At 69.2% G+C, this 20869-nt stretch carries 19 protein-coding genes and 1 tRNA gene; 13 read left to right on the top strand and 7 right to left on the bottom strand.

The window, feature by feature from the left end; genetic code table 11:
* The first annotated feature begins 28 nt into the window (after window positions 1-28).
* Window positions 29-766, top strand: coding sequence for a phosphoglyceromutase (locus ACIBG8_RS25515; protein ID WP_397345428.1), 738 nt, complete (start codon window positions 29-31; stop codon window positions 764-766).
* On the opposite strand, the gene phoU is transcribed toward ACIBG8_RS25515, so the two are convergent.
* Window positions 763-1416: a phosphate signaling complex protein PhoU gene (gene phoU / locus ACIBG8_RS25510; RefSeq protein ID WP_397345427.1), complete on the bottom strand. Its 654-nt coding sequence runs from the start codon at window positions 1414-1416 to the stop codon at window positions 763-765. The two genes, ACIBG8_RS25515 and phoU, sit on opposite strands and share 4 nt — an antisense overlap.
* A 165-nt stretch (window positions 1417-1581) precedes the next feature.
* Here phoU and ACIBG8_RS25505 point away from each other — a divergent pair, with 165 nt between their 5' ends.
* Together ACIBG8_RS25505 and ACIBG8_RS25500 are read left to right on the top strand one after the other, a co-directional pair.
* Window positions 1582-2751, top strand: a complete 1170-nt coding sequence (locus tag ACIBG8_RS25505; RefSeq protein WP_397346186.1) for a sensor histidine kinase — start codon at window positions 1582-1584, stop codon at window positions 2749-2751.
* The gene (locus ACIBG8_RS25500; RefSeq protein ID WP_397345426.1) at window positions 2748-3437 is read left to right on the top strand and encodes a winged helix-turn-helix domain-containing protein; all 690 of its coding nucleotides are present in this window, start codon (window positions 2748-2750) and stop codon (window positions 3435-3437) included. Before ACIBG8_RS25505 ends, ACIBG8_RS25500 begins: the two co-directional genes overlap by 4 nt.
* A 191-nt stretch (window positions 3438-3628) precedes the next feature.
* Here ACIBG8_RS25500 and ACIBG8_RS25495 read toward each other — a convergent pair whose 3' ends face one another.
* Window positions 3629-4204, bottom strand: coding sequence for a copper chaperone PCu(A)C (locus ACIBG8_RS25495; protein ID WP_397345425.1), 576 nt, complete (start codon window positions 4202-4204; stop codon window positions 3629-3631).
* A 241-nt stretch (window positions 4205-4445) separates the two neighbouring features.
* Between ACIBG8_RS25495 and ACIBG8_RS25490 the strand changes: the two genes are divergently transcribed.
* The 4 genes from ACIBG8_RS25490 to ACIBG8_RS25475 all read left to right on the top strand — a co-directional run bounded on the left by ACIBG8_RS25490 (window position 4446) and on the right by ACIBG8_RS25475 (window position 6216).
* Window positions 4446-4928 carry a CarD family transcriptional regulator gene (locus tag ACIBG8_RS25490; protein ID WP_181615762.1) on the top strand — a complete coding sequence of 161 codons (483 nt, stop codon included), beginning with the start codon at window positions 4446-4448 and terminating at the stop codon, window positions 4926-4928.
* Between the two features lie 17 nt (window positions 4929-4945).
* Entirely contained in the window at window positions 4946-5407 is a 462-nt protein-coding gene (gene ispF / locus ACIBG8_RS25485; RefSeq protein ID WP_397345424.1) for a 2-C-methyl-D-erythritol 2,4-cyclodiphosphate synthase, read from the top strand.
* 171 nt (window positions 5408-5578) lie between these two features.
* Window positions 5579-5848, top strand: coding sequence for a GlsB/YeaQ/YmgE family stress response membrane protein (locus ACIBG8_RS25480; RefSeq protein WP_397345423.1), 270 nt, complete (start codon window positions 5579-5581; stop codon window positions 5846-5848).
* Between the two features lie 92 nt (window positions 5849-5940).
* On the top strand, window positions 5941-6216 hold the full coding sequence (locus tag ACIBG8_RS25475) for a GlsB/YeaQ/YmgE family stress response membrane protein (protein WP_397345422.1): 276 nt from the start codon (window positions 5941-5943) through the stop codon (window positions 6214-6216).
* On the opposite strand, the gene ACIBG8_RS25470 is transcribed toward ACIBG8_RS25475, so the two are convergent.
* Together ACIBG8_RS25470 and ACIBG8_RS25465 are read right to left on the bottom strand one after the other, a co-directional pair.
* The gene (locus tag ACIBG8_RS25470; RefSeq protein ID WP_397345421.1) at window positions 6213-7391 is read right to left on the bottom strand and encodes a fumarylacetoacetate hydrolase family protein; all 1179 of its coding nucleotides are present in this window, start codon (window positions 7389-7391) and stop codon (window positions 6213-6215) included. The two genes, ACIBG8_RS25475 and ACIBG8_RS25470, sit on opposite strands and share 4 nt — an antisense overlap.
* A gap of 54 nt (window positions 7392-7445) precedes the next feature.
* On the bottom strand, window positions 7446-8339 hold the full coding sequence (locus ACIBG8_RS25465; RefSeq protein ID WP_397345420.1) for a DUF2637 domain-containing protein: 894 nt from the start codon (window positions 8337-8339) through the stop codon (window positions 7446-7448).
* 54 nt (window positions 8340-8393) lie between these two features.
* Here ACIBG8_RS25465 and ACIBG8_RS25460 point away from each other — a divergent pair, with 54 nt between their 5' ends.
* The 5 genes from ACIBG8_RS25460 to ACIBG8_RS25440 all read left to right on the top strand — a co-directional run bounded on the left by ACIBG8_RS25460 (window position 8394) and on the right by ACIBG8_RS25440 (window position 12051).
* Window positions 8394-8780 carry a PPOX class F420-dependent oxidoreductase gene (locus ACIBG8_RS25460; RefSeq protein WP_397345419.1) on the top strand — a complete coding sequence of 129 codons (387 nt, stop codon included), beginning with the start codon at window positions 8394-8396 and terminating at the stop codon, window positions 8778-8780.
* A gap of 18 nt (window positions 8781-8798) precedes the next feature.
* Window positions 8799-10190, top strand: a complete 1392-nt coding sequence (cysS, locus tag ACIBG8_RS25455) for a cysteine--tRNA ligase (protein WP_397345418.1) — start codon at window positions 8799-8801, stop codon at window positions 10188-10190.
* A gap of 120 nt (window positions 10191-10310) precedes the next feature.
* A complete protein-coding gene (gene rlmB / locus ACIBG8_RS25450) occupies window positions 10311-11276 on the top strand; it encodes a 23S rRNA (guanosine(2251)-2'-O)-methyltransferase RlmB (protein WP_397345417.1) in 966 nt (321 codons plus the stop codon).
* Between the two features lie 21 nt (window positions 11277-11297).
* Window positions 11298-11370: transfer RNA gene (locus ACIBG8_RS25445), tRNA-Thr, on the top strand.
* Between the two features lie 102 nt (window positions 11371-11472).
* The gene (locus ACIBG8_RS25440; RefSeq protein WP_397345416.1) at window positions 11473-12051 is read left to right on the top strand and encodes a hypothetical protein; all 579 of its coding nucleotides are present in this window, start codon (window positions 11473-11475) and stop codon (window positions 12049-12051) included.
* A gap of 147 nt (window positions 12052-12198) precedes the next feature.
* Here the strand turns inward: ACIBG8_RS25440 and ACIBG8_RS25435 are convergent, their stop codons facing one another.
* The 3 genes from ACIBG8_RS25435 to ACIBG8_RS25425 all read right to left on the bottom strand — a co-directional run bounded on the left by ACIBG8_RS25435 (window position 12199) and on the right by ACIBG8_RS25425 (window position 15185).
* The gene (locus ACIBG8_RS25435) at window positions 12199-12963 is read right to left on the bottom strand and encodes a hypothetical protein (protein ID WP_397345415.1); all 765 of its coding nucleotides are present in this window, start codon (window positions 12961-12963) and stop codon (window positions 12199-12201) included.
* Between the two features lie 49 nt (window positions 12964-13012).
* Window positions 13013-14422 carry a WGR domain-containing protein gene (locus ACIBG8_RS25430; RefSeq protein ID WP_397345414.1) on the bottom strand — a complete coding sequence of 470 codons (1410 nt, stop codon included), beginning with the start codon at window positions 14420-14422 and terminating at the stop codon, window positions 13013-13015.
* 406 nt (window positions 14423-14828) lie between these two features.
* Entirely contained in the window at window positions 14829-15185 is a 357-nt protein-coding gene (locus tag ACIBG8_RS25425) for a hypothetical protein (protein ID WP_397345413.1), read from the bottom strand.
* A 183-nt stretch (window positions 15186-15368) separates the two neighbouring features.
* Between ACIBG8_RS25425 and ACIBG8_RS25420 the strand changes: the two genes are divergently transcribed.
* Complete coding sequence (locus ACIBG8_RS25420) at window positions 15369-20774, top strand: carboxyl transferase domain-containing protein (RefSeq protein ID WP_397345412.1); 5406 nt, start codon at window positions 15369-15371, stop codon at window positions 20772-20774.
* Window positions 20775-20869: the final 95 nt, after the last annotated feature.

Raw genomic sequence — 20869 nt, 5'->3', positions numbered from 1 at the left:
TTCGCCGGGAAACCCTAGGATTGGGCTCATGGCGACTTTGGTGCTGCTGCGGCACGGCGAGAGTGACTGGAACGCTAAGGGGCTGTTCACCGGGTGGGTGGACGTCAGCCTCTCGGCCAAGGGCGAGGACGAGGCCAGGCGGGGCGGCAGGCTGCTGGCCGAGGCGGGCATCAGGCCGGACGTCCTGCACACGAGCCTGATGACGCGGGCGATCCAGACGGCGAACCTGGCGCTCGGCGCCGCCGACCTGGCGTGGCTGCCGGTGAAGCGGTCGTGGCGGCTCAACGAGCGCCACTACGGCGCGCTGCAGGGCAAGAACAAGGCGCAGACGCGCGAGGAGTTCGGCGACGAGCAGTTCATGCTGTGGCGCCGCTCCTACGACGTGCCGCCGCCGCCGATCGCCGACGACGACGAGTTCTCCCAGGTGGGCGACGCGCGTTACGCGCTACTGCCGAGTGAGCTGATGCCGCGCACCGAGTGCCTCAAGGACGTCGTGGAGCGCATGCTGCCCTACTGGTACGACGAGATCGTGCCCGACCTCGCCGCCGGGCGCACGGTGCTGGTGGCCGCGCACGGCAACTCGCTGCGCGCGCTGGTCAAGCACCTCGACGGCATCTCGGACGCCGACATCGCCGAGCTCAACATCCCGACCGGCATCCCGCTGGTCTACGAGCTCGACGACGACTGCAAGGCGATCAAGAGCCAGTACCTCGACCCGGACGCGGCTGAGGCCGCCATCGCGGCGGTCGCCAACCAGGGTCGTTAGTCCTTCTTGTCGGGGCGAGCCCCCGTCACCAGGTAGACCACGTCGTGCGCGACGCGCACGGCGTGGTCGGCGTAACGCTCGTAGTAGCGGCCGATCAGCGTGATGTCGATGGCGGGCTCGACACCGTGTGCCCAGTCCTTGCTCAGAATGACCTTGAACAGCCGCCTGTGCAGCTTGTTCATGGCGTCGTCGTCGGCCCCGAGCTCGAGAGCGGTGTCCACGTCGCGGGTGGCGACGACCGCGCCCGCCTTCGTGACCAGGTTCTCGGCGATCTGGCCCATCTCCAGGATGGTCGAGCGCACCTCGTTCGGAATGGCCGACTCCGGGTGGCGCAGTCGCGCCACCTTCGCGACGTGCTTGGCGAGGTCGCCCATGCGCTCCAGGTCGGTGCCCATGCGAAGGGCGGTGATGACCATGCGGAGGTCGACGGCGACGGGCTGCTGGCGGGCCATCAGCTCGAAAATGGACGCCTCGATCTCCGCGAAGATCGCGTTGACCTCCGCGTCGCGCGAAATGACGCTCTCGGCCATCTGCAGGTCGGCGTCGAGCAGGGCGGTGGTGGCTCGCGAGATGGCCGAGCGGGTCAGGCTGGTCATTTCGACCAGCCGTTCCGTCAGGGCGTCGAGTTCTTCATGGTAGGCGTCACGCATGCCACAAACCGTACGTCCCTATCTGTGAACGAACTTCGACCGGTAGATGAACTTTGCGGGAAAGGGTGCGTCCGTGCCCTGGTGAGGGGTCTGTAACGTCGAAAAGGCCACCTACCATCGAGGCGTGACAGCAGCGTGCTTTGCCGGGGAGGAAGCATGGGGGAAATGGCCATGAGCTTCGCGGCTTTGGCTGGGTTCGTGGTGGGTGCCGTCGCCGTGCTCTTCTATCGCAACCAGATAGAGACGCGGCCCAAGGACGACACCCCGGCGGAGACCGAGACCGCGGCGCTGCCGCAGGGCGTGGCCTCCGTCCTCGCTGTCCTGCCCTCGTCCGCCGTGGTGCTCGACGGGCACGACCGCGTGCTCAGGGCGAGCTCGGCCGCTCGCGCCTTCGGCCTCGTCAAAGGCGACCGGCTGATGGCGGCCGAGCTGCTGGCGCTGGCCAGGCAGGTCAGGCGCGACGGCGAGATCCGCGAGAGCGAGATCGACGTCGCCGGTCACAAGTTCGGCCAGGAGACCACCAACTTCGCCGTCCGCGTGGCGCCGCTCGGCTCCTACGGCCAGGTGCTGGTGCTCGCCGAGGACCAGACGGAGCGCCGCAGGGTCGAGGCCGTGCGCCGCGACTTCGTCGCCAACGTCAGCCACGAGCTGAAGACGCCCGTGGGCGCGCTCAGCCTGCTGGCCGAGACCATCCAGGACGCCGCGGACGACCCCGAGGCAGTCACCCGATTCGCCGGCCGCATGCAGCACGAGGCGGCCAGGCTCACCTACCTCGTGCAGGACCTCATCACCCTGTCGCGCATCCAGGGCGCCGAGCCCATCCCCACGCCGGGACAGGTCGTGATCGACGAGGCCGTGCACGACGCCATCGACCACTGCAACACCAAGGCGCTGGCCAAGGACATCACGCTGGTGGCCGGCGGCACCGAGGGACTGCGCATCTGGGGCGACGACGAGCTGCTCGTCACCGCGCTGCGCAACCTCATCGACAACGCCGTCGCCTACAGCCCCGAGCACACCAGGGTCGTCGTCAGCGCCAGACCGGCGGGGGAGTCCGTCGAGATCAGCGTCAGCGACCAGGGCATCGGCATACCGGAAGAGTCCTTGGAGCGCATCTTCGAGCGGTTCTTCCGCGTCGACGCCGCCCGATCCCGCGCCACCGGCGGCACGGGGCTCGGCCTGGCCATCGTCAAGCACGTCGCCGTCGCGCACGCGGGCGAGGTGTCCGTCTGGAGCAAGGAAGGCTCCGGTTCGACCTTCACGCTGCGCCTGCCCGCCTTCGGGGGCACCGCGCTGGCCGTACCGAACTCGATTCCCCTGGAGACTGCGTCATGACGCGAGTACTTGTTGTCGAGGACGAGGAGTCGTTCTCCGACGCTCTGTCCTACATGTTGCGCAAGGAGGGGTTCGAGGTCTCCGTCGCGGCGACCGGGCCCGAGGCGCTGGACACGTTCGACCGCAGCGGCGCCGACCTGGTGCTGCTCGACCTGATGCTGCCCGGTCTGCCGGGCACCGAGGTGTGCAGGTCTTTGCGCCAGCGGTCCAAGGTGCCGGTGATCATGCTGACCGCCAAGGACAGCGAGATCGACAAGGTCGTGGGGCTGGAGCTCGGGGCTGACGACTACGTCACGAAGCCGTTCTCGTCGCGTGAGCTGGTGGCGCGCATCCGCGCGGTGCTGCGGCGGCAGGGGGACGCGCCTGAGGAGCTGGAGTCGTCGGTCCTGGCTGCCGGGCCGGTGCGGATGGACGTGGACCGGCACATCGTGGCGGTGCGCGGGGAGCAGGTGCAGTTGCCGCTGAAGGAGTTCGAGCTTCTCGAGGTGCTGCTGCGCAACGCTGGGCGGGTGCTGACCCGCGGTCAGCTCATCGACCGGGTGTGGGGGGCGGACTACGTGGGTGACACCAAGACCCTGGACGTCCACGTGAAGCGCCTGCGCGCCAAGGTCGAGGCCGACCCGTCCAATCCGCGCTGCATCCTCACGGTGCGAGGCCTGGGGTACAAGTTCGACCCGGTCGAATAACCCGTCTGTACGGCGAAACGCCGTCCTGTAGAGCCTCTGGGGCTCTCAGGGCGGCGTTTTCGGGTTTCTGAGGGCTCCAGGGGGCTTCCTGGCGGCGTTGCGGCGGGGATGTGTCACCGCCGCTGACCGTCTCCCTGGAAGGCCCTCAGCCCCGTACGGCGGGTGGGCGTCCCTTGGCTCCGCCGTACCCCTTAGTGGGTGGGGGTCGCCGACGGGGACGGGGTCGCGACGATCGGCGCGGGGGTGGCGCCGGGAGCGGCGGGGAGGTCCTTGAACTCGCGGCTGCGGGTGATCACCGGAGCGTTGATGGTGACCGCGCCCGCGTTCTGGAACTGCAGGTGGAGCCGGATGCTCTCGCCCCCGCTCAACGGCGCCGTCAGCCCCTCGATGAGGATCTGCGGCGACGGCTTGCCCGTGTTGACCGCCGTGTCCCGCGGCAGCGCGATCGGCGCGGCCAGCTTGGCCGTCCCCGCCCCCTCGGCCACGACCGCCTGCAGCGTGTCAGGAGCGCCGTTGGTGTTGATCACCTGGATGTACACGGGCGCGGAACCGCCCTTGGCGAGCTGCGCGCCCGCGTCAGGCCCGAGGACGAAAGCCTGCGGGATCTTGATACCGCGCGTACCGTACGCGCCATCGTGAATCAGTGCCGCGGCCTCATTGGGCGCATAAGGCTTGTTGGTGTTCGCATCTGCGCCAACGGCACAGCCGGACAGCACCGGGGCGGCGATCAGCGCGGCGGCGGCGAATGTCCAGACACGGCTGTTCACGAGCGGGTTCTCCTTAGATGCTGCGCATGTGTGATGGGCAGCGCCTACCATATCCACACGATTCCATGGTCATATCCGCGCCCCCGCAGGTCATTCGGTATGTCAGCATTTGTGATTCATAGAGTTGAACGGATGTCAACCCCTAATATGCCGCTTTGACCTGCAGTTATGGTGATTTCACTGTTCCGGGAGGCTGTGGACGCGTGGTACCCTGGAGTACAGCGGAAGGGGTACTTGTCACATGACTTTCCAGGTCGGCGACACTGTCGTCTACCCCCACCATGGGGCTGCCAGGATCGAAGAAATCACGACCCGGACCATCAAGGGTGTGGAGAAGACCTACCTGGTGCTGAAGGTCGACAAGGGCGACCTTACCGTCCAGGTTCCAGCAGAAAACGCTGAACTCGTCGGAGTGCGCGACGTTGTGGGCCAGGAAGGCCTTGAGCGCGTATTCGATGTCCTTCGTATGCCACACACCGAAGAGCCCACCAACTGGTCTCGCCGGTACAAGGCCAACCTTGAGAAGCTCGCGTCCGGCGATGTCAACAAGGTCGCCGAGGTTGTTCGGGACCTTTGGCGGAGGGACCGTGAGCGCGGTCTGTCCGCGGGCGAGAAGCGCATGCTCGCCAAGGCCAGGCAAATACTGGTCAGCGAGCTGGCCCTCGCAGAGAAGACCAATGAGGACAAGGCCGAGGCCCTGCTCGACGAGGTTCTGAACTCCTGAACACGATTTTTCCGCGGGTGGGCGTCGGTGTCGATGTCCACCCGTTCGCATCGGGACGCGAGCTCAACCTCGCCGGCCTCCACTGGCCGGGTGAAACCGGGCTCGACGGTCATTCCGACGGCGACGCCGCCGCGCACGCGGCCTGCGACGCCCTGCTGTCCGCCGCCGGTCTCGGAGACCTCGGCGGCCTGTTCGGCACCTCGGACCCGCGCTGGGCCGGGGCCTCAGGCGTCACGCTGCTCGAAGAGGCCGCGCGCAAGGTGCGCGAGGCCGGTTTCGACATCGGCAACGTCGCCATCCAGGTGATCGGCAACCGGCCCAAACTGGCCCCACGCCGCGCGGAGGCGGAAAAAGCCCTCGGCGCGGCTGTCGGCGCGCCCGTGAGCGTCAGCGCCACCACCACGGACGGGCTCGGCCTCACTGGCCGGGGCGAGGGAATCGCCGCAATCGCGACCGCGCTCGTGGTCAACCATTCCTGACCGCCCCGCGTCTCCTATCGGGATGCGTTGAGGGTATCTCCGGCGGGTGGTGCCAAAGCCCGCCGAGCACACTGGGGTGGCGGCCCGTCACTGGCGCGGTACGGGCCGCCGCCCTTGTGCGCTTAGTGCCTGGTGAAGCCGGGTACACCCTCCCGTTAAGGGGGGATTCACATGATCGGAGCGATTGTTTCCGCTGTCGTCATCGGAGCCATCGTCGGCGCACTCGGCAGGCTGCTGGTTCCTGGCAAGCAGAACATGTCCATGGGGCTGACGCTGGTCGTCGGCATCGTGGCGGCGCTCGTCGGAACGCTCATCGCCCAGATGTTCGGCTGGGCGGACACCAAGGGCATCGACTGGCTCGAGCACATCATCCAACTGGCGCTCGCCGTCGTCGGCGTGCTCGTCGTGGTCCGCGTGCAGAGCGGCAAGTCCACGACCTGACCTGCCCGTTCGGTTGTTCCGCGATTAGTCCGGCGTGGGCGGGTAGCCCATCCCCGTGAGAGTGAACGTCTCACCCTCACGGGGAGGTTCTCATGACCATTGAGTCCATACTCGGCGCCATCGTGATCGGCGCCGTCGTCGGCGCACTCGGCCGGCTGCTCATTCCCGGCAAGCAGGCCATCGGCTGGATCCTCACGATCGTCGTGGGGATCGTGGCAGCTCTCATCGGTTCTGCCATCGCCAAGGCCATCGGCGTGGCGAACACGGGAGGCATCGACTGGATCGAGATCGGCCTGCAGGTCGTCCTGGCGGTCGTTGGCGTGGGCCTGGTGGCCGGACTCCAGCGCAGCCGGGGTACCCGCATCTAGACAGCCGGATATACGGTCCCCGTGACCTCGCCGAACCCCAGGTGCAGGCCATCGGGCGCGGGGACCCTGGCGGTGATCCGTACGGTGTCGCCGTCTTCCAGGAAGACCCGCTCGGCGCCGTCAGGCAGGCTGAGCGGGTCTCTTCCGCCCCAGGTGAGGTCAAGCAGCGTCGCCGCGCCCGCCACGGGGCCGGAAGCCAGCAGATCGCCGGTGCGCAGCGGCGCGCCCGTAATGCCCGCCTGAGCCAGCAGCTGCGGCCCCGTCCAGTACTGACCGGCATAGCCCGGTTCGGCGATCAGCGTGCCGTTCAGCTCCACGGACAGGGTGATGTCGAGCCCCGACTCGTCCGCGACCGCGAGATACCCGTCGGGCGCGGGGTCCTGCTCCGGCTGCGCCACCCGCGCGTGGTTGACCGCGGACAGCGGGACCACCCAGGGGGACACGCTCACCGCGAACGCCTGGCCGAGGAACGGGCCCAGCGGGCGCGACTCCCAGGCCATCAGGTCCCAGGCGCGCCAGACGTTCATCAGCACGACGCCGAAGACGTGGTCGGGGAAGTCGCGCGTGCTCAGGGGGTACGGCGGAGCCGAGGGAACGCCGAGCACGTAGCCCAGCTCCGCCGACAGGTCGAGCTTCGTGGCCGGCGCCACCGTGCCCCCGCTGTGCTGTCCCGACGGCCTGACGACCGGCGCGCCGGACACGCTGACCGCGGCGGCCCTGCCGTACTGGCCGATCGGGAGGCGGCGCCAGGTCGGCGGGAGCGGGTCGCGGCCGGGCGGGAGGAACATCTTGCCCTGGTTCATGGCGTGCTCGATCGAGGTCTGGAACAGCACCAGGTCGGCCACGTTGAACGGCAGGTGCAGCCGCACCTCGGCCAGCGGGAGCAGGCACGGCAGCACGGTCGGCCGGTTCGCCTCGTCAGTGAGCAACCGGGTCAGATCCGCACGGACGCCGTGCCAGGCGCGTGGCCCCGCCGCCAGGAAGGAGTTGAGGCTGCCTGAGGCGAACCAGTACGCCTCGGGGAGCGCTCCTGCGGACGTCAGCAGGTGCAGGTCGAGGACGTGGTCGCCGATGGCCACGCCGACGCGTGGCAGCTCTCCCCTCCTGGAGAACACGCCGAAGGGGAGATTGTTCAGCGGGAAATCGCTTCCCTCTGGCACCGGGACCCAGGACATGACCGGCTGATTCCCCTGATCGGGTCAGCTCGCCATGGGGAGCCGGTCAAGCTTTCATTCCTCCGAGTCGGGGTCGGGCGGCAGCGGGGTGCTGCGCTTGCGTCCCGACGGGGCTTCTTCCGGGTGGAGGAGCGGCTCCGTGGCGTCTGCTGCCTCGGGGCCGTGTCCTGGGTCGGGGTTCACGTGCTCCTCCTTGATGACGCGTACCGGCTGGGTGTCCGCGTCGCGGTCCGAGACCTGCTTGGGGTGGACCAGGACGTCGGTGCTTGGCGGCTGGACCCGGTCTCCCCACCGCACGGGCGGCTTTGCCACCGGCTCTTCCTCGGGCTCTTCCACAGGCTCTTCTTCCGGCTCTGGCTCAGGCTCGGGTTCTGGGTCAGGCTCTGGGTCGGGTTCTGGGTCGGGCTTGGCTTCCGGCTCCGCGGACCAGCGGGTGACCTCCTGTCCGACCGCCCGGTCAGGGGTCGCGTCGCCGGTGAAGGGCACGATGTCCGGCTCCGCCGTACCCTCGTCGTCTCCTGTCGGCCGCCCTGCCTGCACGTGCTTGATCATCAGGAGCCACAGCCACAGCCCGATCGCCAGCATCACCCACGGCGCGACGGCCACGCCCAGGGCGGCCTGCCGTACGTCGGGCTGGAACTGCAGCGGCTTGGCGAGGTTGGCTGCGGCGGCGGCCAGGATCAGCACCACCAGCACCACGGTGGCCTGCGCCCGCACGAGCGCGCGGCCCGCGCTCAGCAGGAGCACCCCGACCAGCGCGACGAGCAGCAGCGCGTCGAAACCGGCCGGATAGAGGAAGGCGAGGTCGGCCCGGGCCTGGCCACGCACGGCCAGCTCCCTGAGGTCGTCGAAGGAGAGCGCGAACGCAGCCCCGGTCAGGGCGGCGACGGCGAGTCCGGCAAGGGCGATGCCCAGGCGGCGCAGCGTGGAGGGGGGAGTCACGTCCATGGCGGTTTCGAGCCTAGCGAAGAATGGGGGAGGGAAACCGATCAAGGAGGATTCATGGCCGAGCTGTCAGATGGCGTGCGCAAACTGTTCGACGCTGCCAACTACGCGACCGTCACGAGCATCAATCCGGACGGCACGCCGCAGTCGACCGTCGTGTGGGTGCGCACCGACGGCGACGACGTGCTGTTCTCCACGGTCAAGGGCAGGCGCAAGCCGCTCAACTACTCGCGCGACCCCCGTACCAGCATCCTGGTCATCGACCCGGAGAACCCCTTCCGCTACGCGGAGGTGCGCGGGACGGTGACCATGGTCGACGACCCGTCCGGCTCCCTGATCCAGGAGCTTTCTCGCAAATACACCGGAGACCCCTGGAAGGAGCACCCGGGCGCGGAGCGGCTCATCGTGCGTATTTCGCCCGACAAGGTCACGCTGCGTGGGTGAGGCGTTAGCCTTTCCCTTGTGAGCCTGCACCTATACGACACCAGCACGCGCGCCATTCGAGAATTCGTTCCGGTCGAAGCCGGCCGGGCGTCGATTTACCTGTGTGGGGCTACCGTGCAGGCTCCGCCCCACATCGGTCACATCCGCTCCGGTGTCAACTTCGACGTGCTCAGGCGATGGATGACCCGCACCGGGTACGAAGTCGCGTTCTGCAGGAACGTCACCGACATCGACGACAAGATCATCCGAGTGGCGGCGACCGAGGGGTCGCGGTGGTTCGAGGTCGCCGAGCGCAACCAGCGCGCCTTCACCTGGGCGTACGACACGCTCGGCTGCCTCCCGCCGACCGTCGAGCCGCGGGCGACCGGGCACGTGCCCGAGATGATCATGCTGATGGAGCGTCTCATCTCCCTGGGACACGCCTATGCGGCGGGCGGCGACGTCTACTTCGACGTCATGTCCTACGCGGATCGCTACGGCTCGCTCTCCAACCAGAAGGTGGAGAACATGCGGGCCGCCGCCGACTGCGACGACGAGTCGCTCAAGCGCGACCCTCGCGACTTCGCGCTGTGGAAGGGCGAGAAGCCGGGCGAGCCCACCTGGCCGACTCCGTGGGGTCCCGGGCGTCCTGGCTGGCACCTGGAGTGCTCGGCGATGGCGACCAAGTACCTCGGGCCGACGTTCGACATCCACGGCGGCGGGCTGGACCTGATCTTCCCGCACCACGAGAACGAGATCGCCCAGTCCCAGGCGGCCGGGGACGGCTTCGCCCGCTACTGGATGCACAACGGTCTGGTGAAGATCGGCGCGGAGAAGATGGCCAAGTCGCTCGGCAACTCGCTGCTGATCCCCGACGTGGTGCAGAAGGTCCGTCCGGTCGAGCTGCGCTACTACCTGGCGGCTGCGCACTACCGCTCCTCGATCGACTACTCGGAGGAGTCGCTGCTGGAGGCGGCTACTGCGTACCAGCGTATTGAGGGGTTCGTCACGCGGGCGGCCGAGGTCATCCACGACGTGGACGCGGTGGCGCCGCTGCCGCAGGCGTTCGTGGACGCGTTGAACGACGACCTGGGGACGCCGCAGGCGCTGGCCGTCGTGCACGAGGTGGTGCGCGAGGGCAACGTGGCGCTGTCCCAGGGCAACAAGGAGGCGGTGGCGCGGCTGCTGGCTGAGACGCAGAACATGCTCGACGTTCTGGGCCTCGACCCGCGGTCAGCGCAGTGGCGTTCCTCCGGGTCCGACCTGGGGCCCGTGGTGGACGCGCTGGTGGCTGTGGCGTTGGAGCAGCGGAAGGCGGCGCGGGCGCGTAAGGACTACGCGGCGGCGGACGCGATCCGCGACCAGCTGACGGCGGCGGGCATCACCGTCGAGGACACTCCGCACGGCGCCCGCTGGGAACTGACCCGCTGACCCCTCTCGGCCCCTTTGCTGAGCGGGCCCGCTCACCTCAGGCCCGCTCAGTCCGGGCCTGAGGTCGGGTTCTCCCGGGAGCGGCTCTGTCGCAGTTGGGCCGCTAGTACCCTTGGTGACATGGCAGCAGGTGGAAGAGCGTCGGGCAGGCCCTCCAAGAAGAAGGGGCCGGCCAAGGGGACCGGTGGAAACGTCCGCCGTTCCCTTGAAGGCAAGGGCGCGACTCCGCCTGCGCACATGCGTCACTGGTACAAGGACAAGGCGCGAACGGAACGCATCGCCAGGGAGGAGTCCGGCGGAGCGTCCCCGCGCCGGACCCCCGTACGAACCAAGAAGTCGGACGACGCCCCCGAGTACATCGGCGGACGCAACCCCGTCCTCGAAGCCCTCCTTGCAGGCGTCCCCGCGACCGCCCTCTACGTGGCGCAGCGCGTGGAGAACGACGACCGCGTCCGCGCCTCCATGAAGGCGGCCGCCGAGCGCGGCATCGCGTTGCTCGAGGTCAGCAGGGAGAAGCTCGACCGCCTCACCGAGGGCGCCGTGCACCAGGGCGTGGCGCTGCAGATCCCGGCCTACGACTACGCGCACCCGTCCGACCTCGTCGAGATCGCCCGCGACGGAGCCGAGGTCCCGCTCGTGGTGGCCCTCGACGGCGTCACGGACCCACGCAACCTGGGCGCCATTGCCCGCTCGGCAACGGCCTTCGGCGCCCACGGCCTCCTGATCCCGTCCCGCCGTACGGCCGGCGTAACGGGAGGCGCCTGGAAGACCTCAGCAGGCACGCTGGCCTCCCTGCGAGTAGCCCGCGCCGCCAACCTGACGGCAGCACTGCGCGAGTACCGCGAAGCAGGCCTTTTCGTAGTAGGCCTCGACGGCGAGGGCCAGGTGGACATCGGCGACGTCTCACTCCTGGAAGACCCGTTGGTAGTGGTGATCGGCTCGGAGGGCAAGGGTTTGTCCCGGTTGGTCCGCGAACAGTGCGACGCGGTGGCCCGGATCCCGATGCGGGGGGCGGCGGAGTCGCTGAACGCTGGGGTGGCGGCGGGGGTGGCGCTGTATGAAGTCGCTCGTCACCGGAGTCGGTAGGATCTAGACTGTTGGGTCGGTGCCGACGTAGCTCAATCGGCAGAGCATCTGTCTTGTAAACAGAAGGTCAGGGGTTCGATTCCCCTCGTCGGCTCGCATCTGGGAAGCCCCTGAAAAGGCGTTACGCCTTCAGGGGCTTCTTCCTTTGTCAGGACAATCTCGCGAGCCTGCCAACTGTGGTGCGATCATGTGCGCTGTGTCCATCAACGAACTCGTGCAGGACTATCAGCGACTACTGGATACAGCTCAGTGGCTTGAGGTCGGGATGTCGTGGACCGTCATCCAGTCCCTTGGCGAGCCCATGAGCGTCGCGGACGTCGCTGAGCGGGTCGCCGGTCCCGGTGCGGAGGTTCGCTTGTTGGACGTGGCGGAGGGGCCGCTCGTCGACCCGGCGGTGCACATCGCTGACTGCGGGCCGTCGATCATGTTGCTCGACCACATCGCAGAGGTCGTCTCGTGGGTGCCTGGAATCATGGATCGGCTGAGCGTCGGTGCTCGGCTGTGGAATGTCTGCTGGCACGTCAACGGGGGCAGTCGCCTGGTCTATGCGGTTGATGGCCGCGTTCTCACCGAAGTACCGGCCTTGGACCGGGATTTGGCATATGGAATCGACCCGCATGCACTGGACCATGTGCTCCATCTCCTTCCGGACGCGTACACCCTGCTCTCCAAGGCGACCGCTATGGCGATCATCGAAATGGAGAGTGGAGCGTACTTGGATCTCGAATGGCTGGAGGGTGAGCAGATGGCGGTCATTCTTGGTCGTGTGAATTAGACCGGTCTCGGCATCCTGATCAAGGCGCTTGGCGAGCGCGACAGCGGGGACGTCGCTGCGGATGGATATCTCGGTTGGCGTCCCCGCCCTTGGATGCGAATCGCAACGGGTGCAAGCTCTTCGCTGGTCAGCCCTGCCGACGGGGGGTTAGGCGATCTTGGTCCAGGGGCCGCAGCGGAAGAGTTGTGAGGTGCTGGGGCCGTCGAAGAGGCAGACGCGGAGGGAGACCGCCTCGACCTGGTTCTCGTAATGCTTGTCGGTACGAGGGTCGGAGCAGGTTCCGGTTTGGGTGGTTCGGACGCCGCGTGAGTTTGTTGTGCGGATCTGGACGGATACGCAGTTCTCGGGGACTCGGCTGTGCATGGTGATGGTCAGGGAGAGTTGGCCGTTTTCCAGCTGGACTGTGCCTTCGGCTGTGCTGAACTGGTCGTCTACTGAGCCTGAGCGGAGTGGGCCCCAGGGCCTCATGGTTCTGACGTATATGTCTTCCCAGGCGCCGCAGCTGGTGGCCGCCTTGACGGTCAGGATGCGCCGCACCGGGACCAGGCAGGCGCTCACCTCTACCCGGCCGACGTCGATCATCGAGATCGAGGTGACTTCGGGCATCCAGTTGTCGCTGCCCGGGTTCAGCATCCTGTCGCAGGTTGTCGCGTACATGATGTCCTGGTTCTTGGTCGACCAGTTCGTCACTCGGAGGCGGGCCAGGCCGCAGTACGTCTTGTCGCCGGTATAGCCGGCTACTGCGGTGGCCATGACGCGGTTGCCGCTGGCTTCGCTCTCGCCGGACACCTCGGCGTAATTACGGGCGCCCTCCGATCGGTAAGGGCCGTAGGCCTCGGCCGCCTGGGCTGAGGCCGGTAAACCGACCAGGAAGAACGCAAGACCGAGCACGGTGGCGATCAGCAGTCTCATGGGGCTCACGATCGTTGATGACCGCCATGTCGGCTATGCGTGGATATACCTAGAGGAGGCGTCGGATCTCGCCATAGGCGCGGTAGAAGCCGCCGCGGCCCGCCGAGCGGACGCCCTCGACCACGTAGCGGGCGCCCGCCTCGCGCACGCCCTTCGGGAACTGGACGTTCCAGGACTCGTAGCCCGGCGTCACCACGCGCACGCGCAGCCGTTCGCCCTCGCGCACGCACTCCACCACGACGCCGTCGCCCGTCTCGACCACGGTTTCCAGCGTCGTGGACGGCTCGATCACCTCCAGGGAGGCGGCTGCCTTGACGTCCATACGCTGGGGTACGGTGCCCGCGCGCGCTGCGGCGATGGCCGCCTCGCTGGCGTCGATGCAGGCCAGCGAGCCGTCCGTGGTGACGATGTAGAGGCGGTCGTCCAGGAACTGCATGGAGAACGCCGAGCCGCAACCGGTCGACAACTTCCACAGCCGCTCGCCCGAGGCGTCGAAGCAGTAGACGGACGAGTGGTTGTCGCCGGCGAAGACGTGGCGGCCGCCGGGCGAGGTGGCGCAGGAGTAGACGGCGCCGTCGCACTGGTAGACCGCTTCCACGCGGCCGTCGCCCTTGGCGAGGCGGTGCACGGTACGGCGGGCCGTACCGGCATAGACGGAATGCTCCTCCTGCCACCCGAACAGCACGTCGCCGGCGACCTTGTTCTCCCAGACGGGCGTGCCGTCCAGGGAGTAGCGGGCGACGCCGCCGGAGTGGCCGTGGTAGATCGCGTCCTCGTCGCACCTGACCATCCAGGCGGAGTCCCCGGCGCCGGTGCGAGCCCACTGGAACTCGTCCTCGTAGTCGATCGTGGTGATCCGGCCCGCGCGGTCGGAGACGCCGAGGACGCCGTCGTGGATGTCGAGCCAGTAGATGTCCACGTCTGCGGCGATCTCGTAGGCGGACCTGGGGATCTTGCCGCTCAGGTCGTACACGCGGCCGTCGTCGCAGCCCGCGTAGATCCAGAAGTCGTCGGCGACGATGCACTTGACGCCGTCGGGGAGGCGGAAGCGGCTGGTCACGGTGCCTGAGTGGGAGACGGTGTAGACGTCGCCGCGCTGGTTGCCGACCCAGCAGCGCTCGCCGTCCACGAAGATGCCGAACGCGGCGGCGCCGCTGTCGAAGCGCCACAGGACGGGGGCCTGTTGTGCGGTGGAGCGGGTGCTGGCGATGGTTCTGTGGGTGACGGCCCTGCGGGCGCGCACTCCTCGTACGGCGGGGGCGTAGCCTTTGCGGCTTTTCTCGGCGAGCTTCTTGGTGGCGGCTGCTTGGGCTTTCGCCTCGGTGGGGAAGGCGGTGACCTTGGTCTGGCCGGTCTCGCCGATGCGTCCGTAGGTGATCGTGACCTGCGTGCCCGCTACGGTCACCTCGTAGAACTTGTGCGATCCGCCGCCGTCCTCAGACAGCTCGAGGTAGGTCATGTCCGCGCATCTCCAGATTTGCCGGGCTTGATCAATTGCACGGGACACTAGAGCACTGCGGCGACAGAAACGGGGAACCGGGCCCTCCGGAGGCCCCTGCTCTCCGGAGAGCCCGGCTTCCAAGCACGCGGAGGGGTGATGTGGGCGCTCTGATGTGCTGCGACCCCCGACGAGGGAGGACATCACCCCCCCGCGCGACGGGTCAGAGAGCCGGGCGGGCCGGGCGCACGTCACCCCGTTGGGGAGGTCATCGAGGTTTGGCGCGAGGTGACCGGATCACCCCCGCGCGGGGGACAAGCCTCGCCCCAGAACTCCGGTGGCGTCTGCGGACGGGATCATCGCCGCGCGGGGGACAAGCCTTACGGGTCGAGCGGGTGTCTCCCCAGGCACTCCAGCCGTGGAGGGGTCAGTGGGCGGGGAGGGTGGCGGAGAGGGTGATGCCTTCGCCGTTCACGTGGTTCATCGACATGGCGCCGCCCAACCGGGTGAACCGGGCGCGTAATCGCTCCGTGTCGTGCCGGATCGCCCCCGCGCTCTGCGTGCTCAACGTCACATGCACCCCCCGCACATCAGAGGTGATCGCCACGGACACCCGCTCCGCCCCGCCGTACAAGGAAATGTCCGCCAGCACCTGGCGCAGCGTAGCCATGATCGTCTCTGCCGCCTCCGGCGCCAGGTCATGGCGGGGCAGAGCCCAGGTCTCCACGGTCGTCCCGGTCGCGGCGGACCATTCGGAGAGCAGGCGCCCCAAAGCATCGTTCATACGATGGACGCTAAGGAGAGGGTTGCTGAGACCGTGTTGAGGATCTGTTGAGTACCGTGTTTTGTGCGATCCCCACAACCTTGGCCGCGAAGCACGCTGAGTCAGCGCCATTACGGTACCCGCCGCGCAGCCGGAAGTATCGGGAACGATCGCCGTGTCACCGTCTTCTGAGAGGCCCGCTAAGTGTTCAGTCGTGTCGCCGTCGTCAACCGTGGCGAAGCCGCCATGCGGCTCATCAACGCCGTCCGGGATCTAGCCGCAGAGACCGGAACGCGGATCGAGACCGTGGCGCTCTACACGGACTCCGACCGCACGGCCACGTTCGTGCGCGAGGCGGACCTCGCCTACGATCTCGGGCTCGCCGCCGACCGCCCCTACCTTGACCACGCCGTCCTCAGGAAGGCGCTGCTGGAGACCGGAGCCGACGCCGCCTGGGTCGGCTGGGGCTTCGTGGCCGAGGATCCGGCGTTCGCCGACCTGTGCGCCGAGATCGGCGTGACGTTCGTCGGCCCCAGCTCCGAGGCGATGCGCAAGCTCGGCGACAAGATCGGCTCGAAGCTGATCGCGGAGGAGGTCGGCGTCCCGGTCGCGCCGTGGAGCCGCGGCCCGGTGGAGACGCTGGAGGAGGCGCTGGCGGCGGCCGAAAGGATCGGCTACCCGCTGATGCTGAAGGCGACGGCGGGCGGCGGCGGCCGGGGCATCCGGATGATCTCCAACGCCGACGAGCTGGCCCAGGCGTACGAGCTGACCCGCAGGGAGGCCCAGCGCGCGTTCGGCAGCGGCGTGGTGTTCCTGGAGCGCCTCGTGACCGGCGCCAGGCACGTCGAGGTGCAGGTCATCGCGGACGGCCAGGGCACCGCGTGGGCGCTGGGCGTGCGCGACTGCTCCGTCCAGCGGCGCAACCAGAAGATCATCGAGGAGTCCGCCTCCCCGGTCCTCGACCCCAAGCAGGTTGCCGAGCTGAAGGCGGCCGCCGAGCGGCTCGTGCTCGCCGTCGACTACAAGGGCGCGGGCACGGTCGAGTTCCTCTACCACCCGCAGGAGCGGCTGTTCGCGTTCCTGGAGGTCAACACCCGCCTCCAGGTCGAGCACCCGATCACCGAGATCACCACGGGCGTCGACCTGGTGAAGGCCCAGCTGCACGTCGCGGCGGGCGGCAAGCTGGACGGCGAGGCCCCGGAGGAGTGGGGGCACGCCGTCGAGGCGCGGCTCAACGCCGAGGACCCCGACCGTGACTTCGCCCCCTCGCCCGGCCGGATCGCGCGGCTGGCGCTGCCGAGTGGGCCGGGCATCCGGGTGGACACCGGGTTCAGCGAGGGCGACACGATCCCCGCCGACTTCGACTCGATGATCGCCAAGATCATCGCGCACGGCCGCGACCGCGCGGAGGCGCTGGCCCGCCTGCGCCGCGCGATGGCGCAGACGACCGTCATCATCGAGGGCGGCGTGACGAACAAGAGCTTCATCCGCCTCCTGCTCGACGAGCCGGCGGTCATCGACGGTTCGGCCGACACCGGCTGGATCGACCGGGTGCGCGCCGAGGGCGCTCTCACCTCGCACCAGCACTCCGCGATCGCGCTGATCGCCGCGGCCATCGAGGCCTACGAGGACGAGGAGGCCGTGACCCGCCAGCGGTTCCTGACCGCCGCGCACGGTGGCCGCCCGCAGTCGCAGCACGAGAGCGGACGGGCGCTGGAGCTCAAGCTCCGCGACGTCGGTTACCGCGTCCAGGTCGCCCGCACCGGGGGACACCGCTTCCGCATCAGCGTCGGCGAGCAGAGCGCCGACGTCGACATCGAGCAGTTCGACGAGCACAGCGGCCAGCTCACCGTGAACGGCGTGCGCTTCAAGGTCGTCACGAGCACGCACGGCCCGATCCACCTGGTCGAGGTCGACGGCATCACCCACCGCATCAGCCGCGACGAGGGCGGCGTCGTGCGCTCACCCGTCCCCGCGCTCGTGGTGGCCACGCCGCTGCAGGTGGGCGACGAGGTCGAGGCGGGCGCGCCGCTGCTCGTGGTCGAGAGCATGAAGATGGAGACCGTGCTGCGCGCGCCGTTCCGCGGCCGCGTGCGGGAGCTGGCCGTGTCGGTCGGCAGCCAGGTCGAGGCGGGCGCCCGCCTGCTGCGCCTGGAGCCGCTGGGCGACGGCGACGAGGCGGCAGGTCCCGCTGACGAGGCGAAGGAAGTCGAGCTCGACCTGGGCCCCGAGCCTCCGGTCCGGGGTCTGCAGGACCTGCGCAGCCTCCTCCTGGGCTTCGACGTCGACGCGCAGGACGAGAAGCGCCTGCTGGCGGCCTACCTCGCGGATCGCGCCCCGCTCATCGAGGAGGTCGAGCTGCTGCAGGTCTTCGCCGACCTGAGCGAGCTGAGCCGCAACAGGCCGGCTGGCGAGGAGGAGACCTCCTCGGTGCGCAGCCCGCGCGAGTATTTCCACACCTACCTGCAGTTCCTCGACCCGGAGCGGGCCGGGCTGCCGGAGAGCTTCCAGCAGCGGCTCAAGCACGTGCTGTCCCGCTACGGAGTGGAGAGCCTGGACCGTACGGCGGAGCTGGAGGACGCGGTCTTCCGCATCTTCCTCGCCCAGCAGCGCGCCTCCAGCGACGTGACCGTGGTCTCGACGCTGCTGCGCCAGTGGGTCAAGGAGGCGCCGCCCGCCGAGGCGGACCGCGTGACGGTCGGCCTCGCGCTGGAGCACCTGGTCTCCGCCACCCAGGTACGGTTCCCCGCCGTGGCCGACCTGGCGCGCGGCGTCGTCTTCGCGTGGTTCGCCCAGCCGTTGCTCCGCCGTACCCGGGCCAACGTCTACGCGACCGTGCGCAAGCACCTGCGCCACCTCGACCAGCACCCGGACGCGCCGGACCGCGCCGAGCGGATCTCCGCCATGGTCGCCAGCCCCGAGCCGCTCGTGCGGCTGGTCGGCCAGCGGGTCGGCCTCGAAGGCGCGGACCCCGCGCCGCTGCTGGAGGTGCTCAGCCGCCGCTACTACGGCAACCGCGCCCTGGGCGACATCCGGGTGATCAGGTCGGAGGGCAGCACGTTCGTCGTGGCGGAGTCCGGTTCCGGCCGGGTGGTGGCCACGACGCTCGACTTCCCCATGCTGGCCGGGGCCGTCAAGGCCGTCGACGGGTTCGCCGGCGACGGCGAGCTGGTCGCCGACGTCTACCTGACCTGGGCGGACGCCCCGAGCGACCCGGACGAGATGGCCGCGAGCCTGCGCGAGGTCCTGGCAGCGCAGCAGCCGTCGCACCGGATCAGCCGCATCACCACGACCGTCGCAGGTAAGAGCGGCGCCGTGATGCACCACCACTTCACCTTCCGCCACACGCCGGACGGCTTCACCGAGGAGCGCCTGCTGCGCGGCCTGCACCCCCGCATCGCGGAGCGGATGCAGCTCGAACGGCTGCGCGACTTCGACCTCACCCGGCTGCCCGCGCCGGACGAGGAGGTCTACCTCTTCCGCGCCACGGCCAGGCAGAACCCGTCGGACGAGCGGCTCGTCGCGCTCGGCCAGGTGCGCGACCTGACGCCACTGCGCGACGACGAGGGCAGGCTCGTGGCGCTGCCCGCCGCCGAGGACATCCTGTCCACCTGCCTCGACGCGATCCGCAGGGCCAAGCAGCCCGGCGCGAAGACGTCGGCCACCAACCGGATCGTCATCTACGTGTGGCCGCCGACCGACCTCGGGTCGGCCGACCTGAACACGGTGGTGAAGCGCGTGCTGCCGACGACGGCGGGCGCGGGCCTGGAGGAGGTGCTCTTCCTCGGCAGGCGGCGCGACCCGGCCACGGGCGAGCTCATGGACATCGCCGTCCGCATCGGCTACGACGCGGGCACCGGGATGCAGCTGTCCATCGTGGCGCCGCCGACCGAGCCCGTCGAGCCGCTGGACGACTACCGCCAGGAGGTGCTGCGCGCGCAGAGCCGCGGCACGCACTACCCGTACGAGCTGACCGGCATGCTGGCCGGGCCGTCCGGCTCGTTCACCGAGTACGACCTGGACGAGGGCGGCAAGCTGGCGCCGGTGGAGCGGCCCAAGGGGCGCAACACCGCGGCGCTGGTCGCCGGCGTGGTCAGCACGCCCACGCCGCGCCACCCCGACGGCATGACGCGCGTCGTGCTGCTCGGCGACCCGACGAAGGCGCTGGGCGCGCTGTCAGAGCCGGAGTGCGCGCGGGTGATCGCCGCGCTCGACCTGGCCGAGGAGATGCGGGTGCCGCTGGAGTGGTTCGCGATCTCGGCGGGCGCCCGCGTGTCCATGTCGTCCGGTACGGAGAACATGGACTGGGTGGCCGCCGCGCTGAAGCGCATCGTGACCTTCACCCAGGGCGGCGGCGAGATCAACATCGTGGTGGCCGGCATCAACGTCGGCGCGCAGCCGTACTGGAACGCCGAGGCCACGATGCTCATGCACACCAAGGGCATCCTGGTGATGACGCCGGACTCGGCGATGGTGCTGACCGGCAAGCAGGCGCTCGACTTCTCCGGCGGCGTGTCGGCCGAGGACAACCACGGCATCGGCGGCTACGACCGGATCATGGGACCGAACGGCCAGGCGCAGTACTGGGCGCCTGACCTGCGCGGGGCGCGGGAAGTCCTGATGTCGCACTACGACCACACCTACATCGCGCCGGGGGAGAGCAGGCCGCGCAAGTCGGTCACCGGCGACCCCGTGGACCGGGACGTGTCGGTGTTCCCGCACTCGGCGCCGGACAGCGACTTCACGAACGTCGGCCAGATCTTCTCCGCCGAGTTCAACCCGGACCGCAAGAAGCCGTTCGACATCCGGACGGTCATGCGCGCCGTGTCCGACCAGGACCACCCGGTGCTGGAGCGCTGGGCGGCCATGGCCGACGCGGACACCGCCGTGGTCCAGGACGTGCACCTCGGCGGGCGGCCCGTGTGCCTGCTGGGCATCGAGTCGCGATCCGTGCCGCGGCGCGGGTTCCCGCCCACCGACGGCCCGGACACCTACACCGCGGGCACCCTGTTCCCGCGGTCGTCGAAGAAGGCGGCGCGGGCGATCAACGCGGCCAGCGGGAACCGGCCGCTGGTGGTGCTGGCCAATCTGTCGGGGTTCGACGGGTCGCCGGAGTCGATGCGCAAGCTGCAGCTGGAGTACGGTGCGGAGATCGGGCGCGCCGTGGTGAACTTCGACGGGCCCATCGTGTTCTGCGTGATCTCGCGCTACCACGGCGGCGCGTTCGTGGTGTTCTCCAAGGCGCTCAACCCGAACATGACGGTGCTCGCCGTCGAGGGGTCGTTCGCCTCGGTGCTCGGCGGGGCTCCTGCGGCCGCCGCTGTCTTCGCCCGCGACGTCGACAAGCGGACAGGCAACGACCCGCGGGTGCGCGAGCTCGCCGCGCGCCTCGCCGAGGCGCCCGCCGCCCGGCGCGGGGCGCTGGCCGCCGAGATGGCCGAGCTGCGGTCGTCCGTACGGGCGGAGAAGCTGACCGAGGTGGCCACCGAGTTCGACCGGGTGCACAGCATCCAGCGCGCCGTCGACGTCGGCTCGGTGGACGCGATCATCAGCTGCGCCGAGCTGCGTCCCCAGATCATCGCCGCCGTGGAGAAGGGGCTCGACCGGTAAGACGGCTTACCGGAGAGTGCGGATCACCTATCGGGGTGAACCAGCCGGGCGCCGGGATCCGTGCGTGGGGGAGGCACAGTGTCGATGGGAAAGGA

The organism is Nonomuraea sp. NPDC050556 (genome assembly GCF_044457355.1).
Lineage (GTDB): Bacteria > Actinomycetota > Actinomycetes > Streptosporangiales > Streptosporangiaceae > Nonomuraea.
This window is presented reverse-complemented; position numbering and strand designations above follow the sequence as displayed.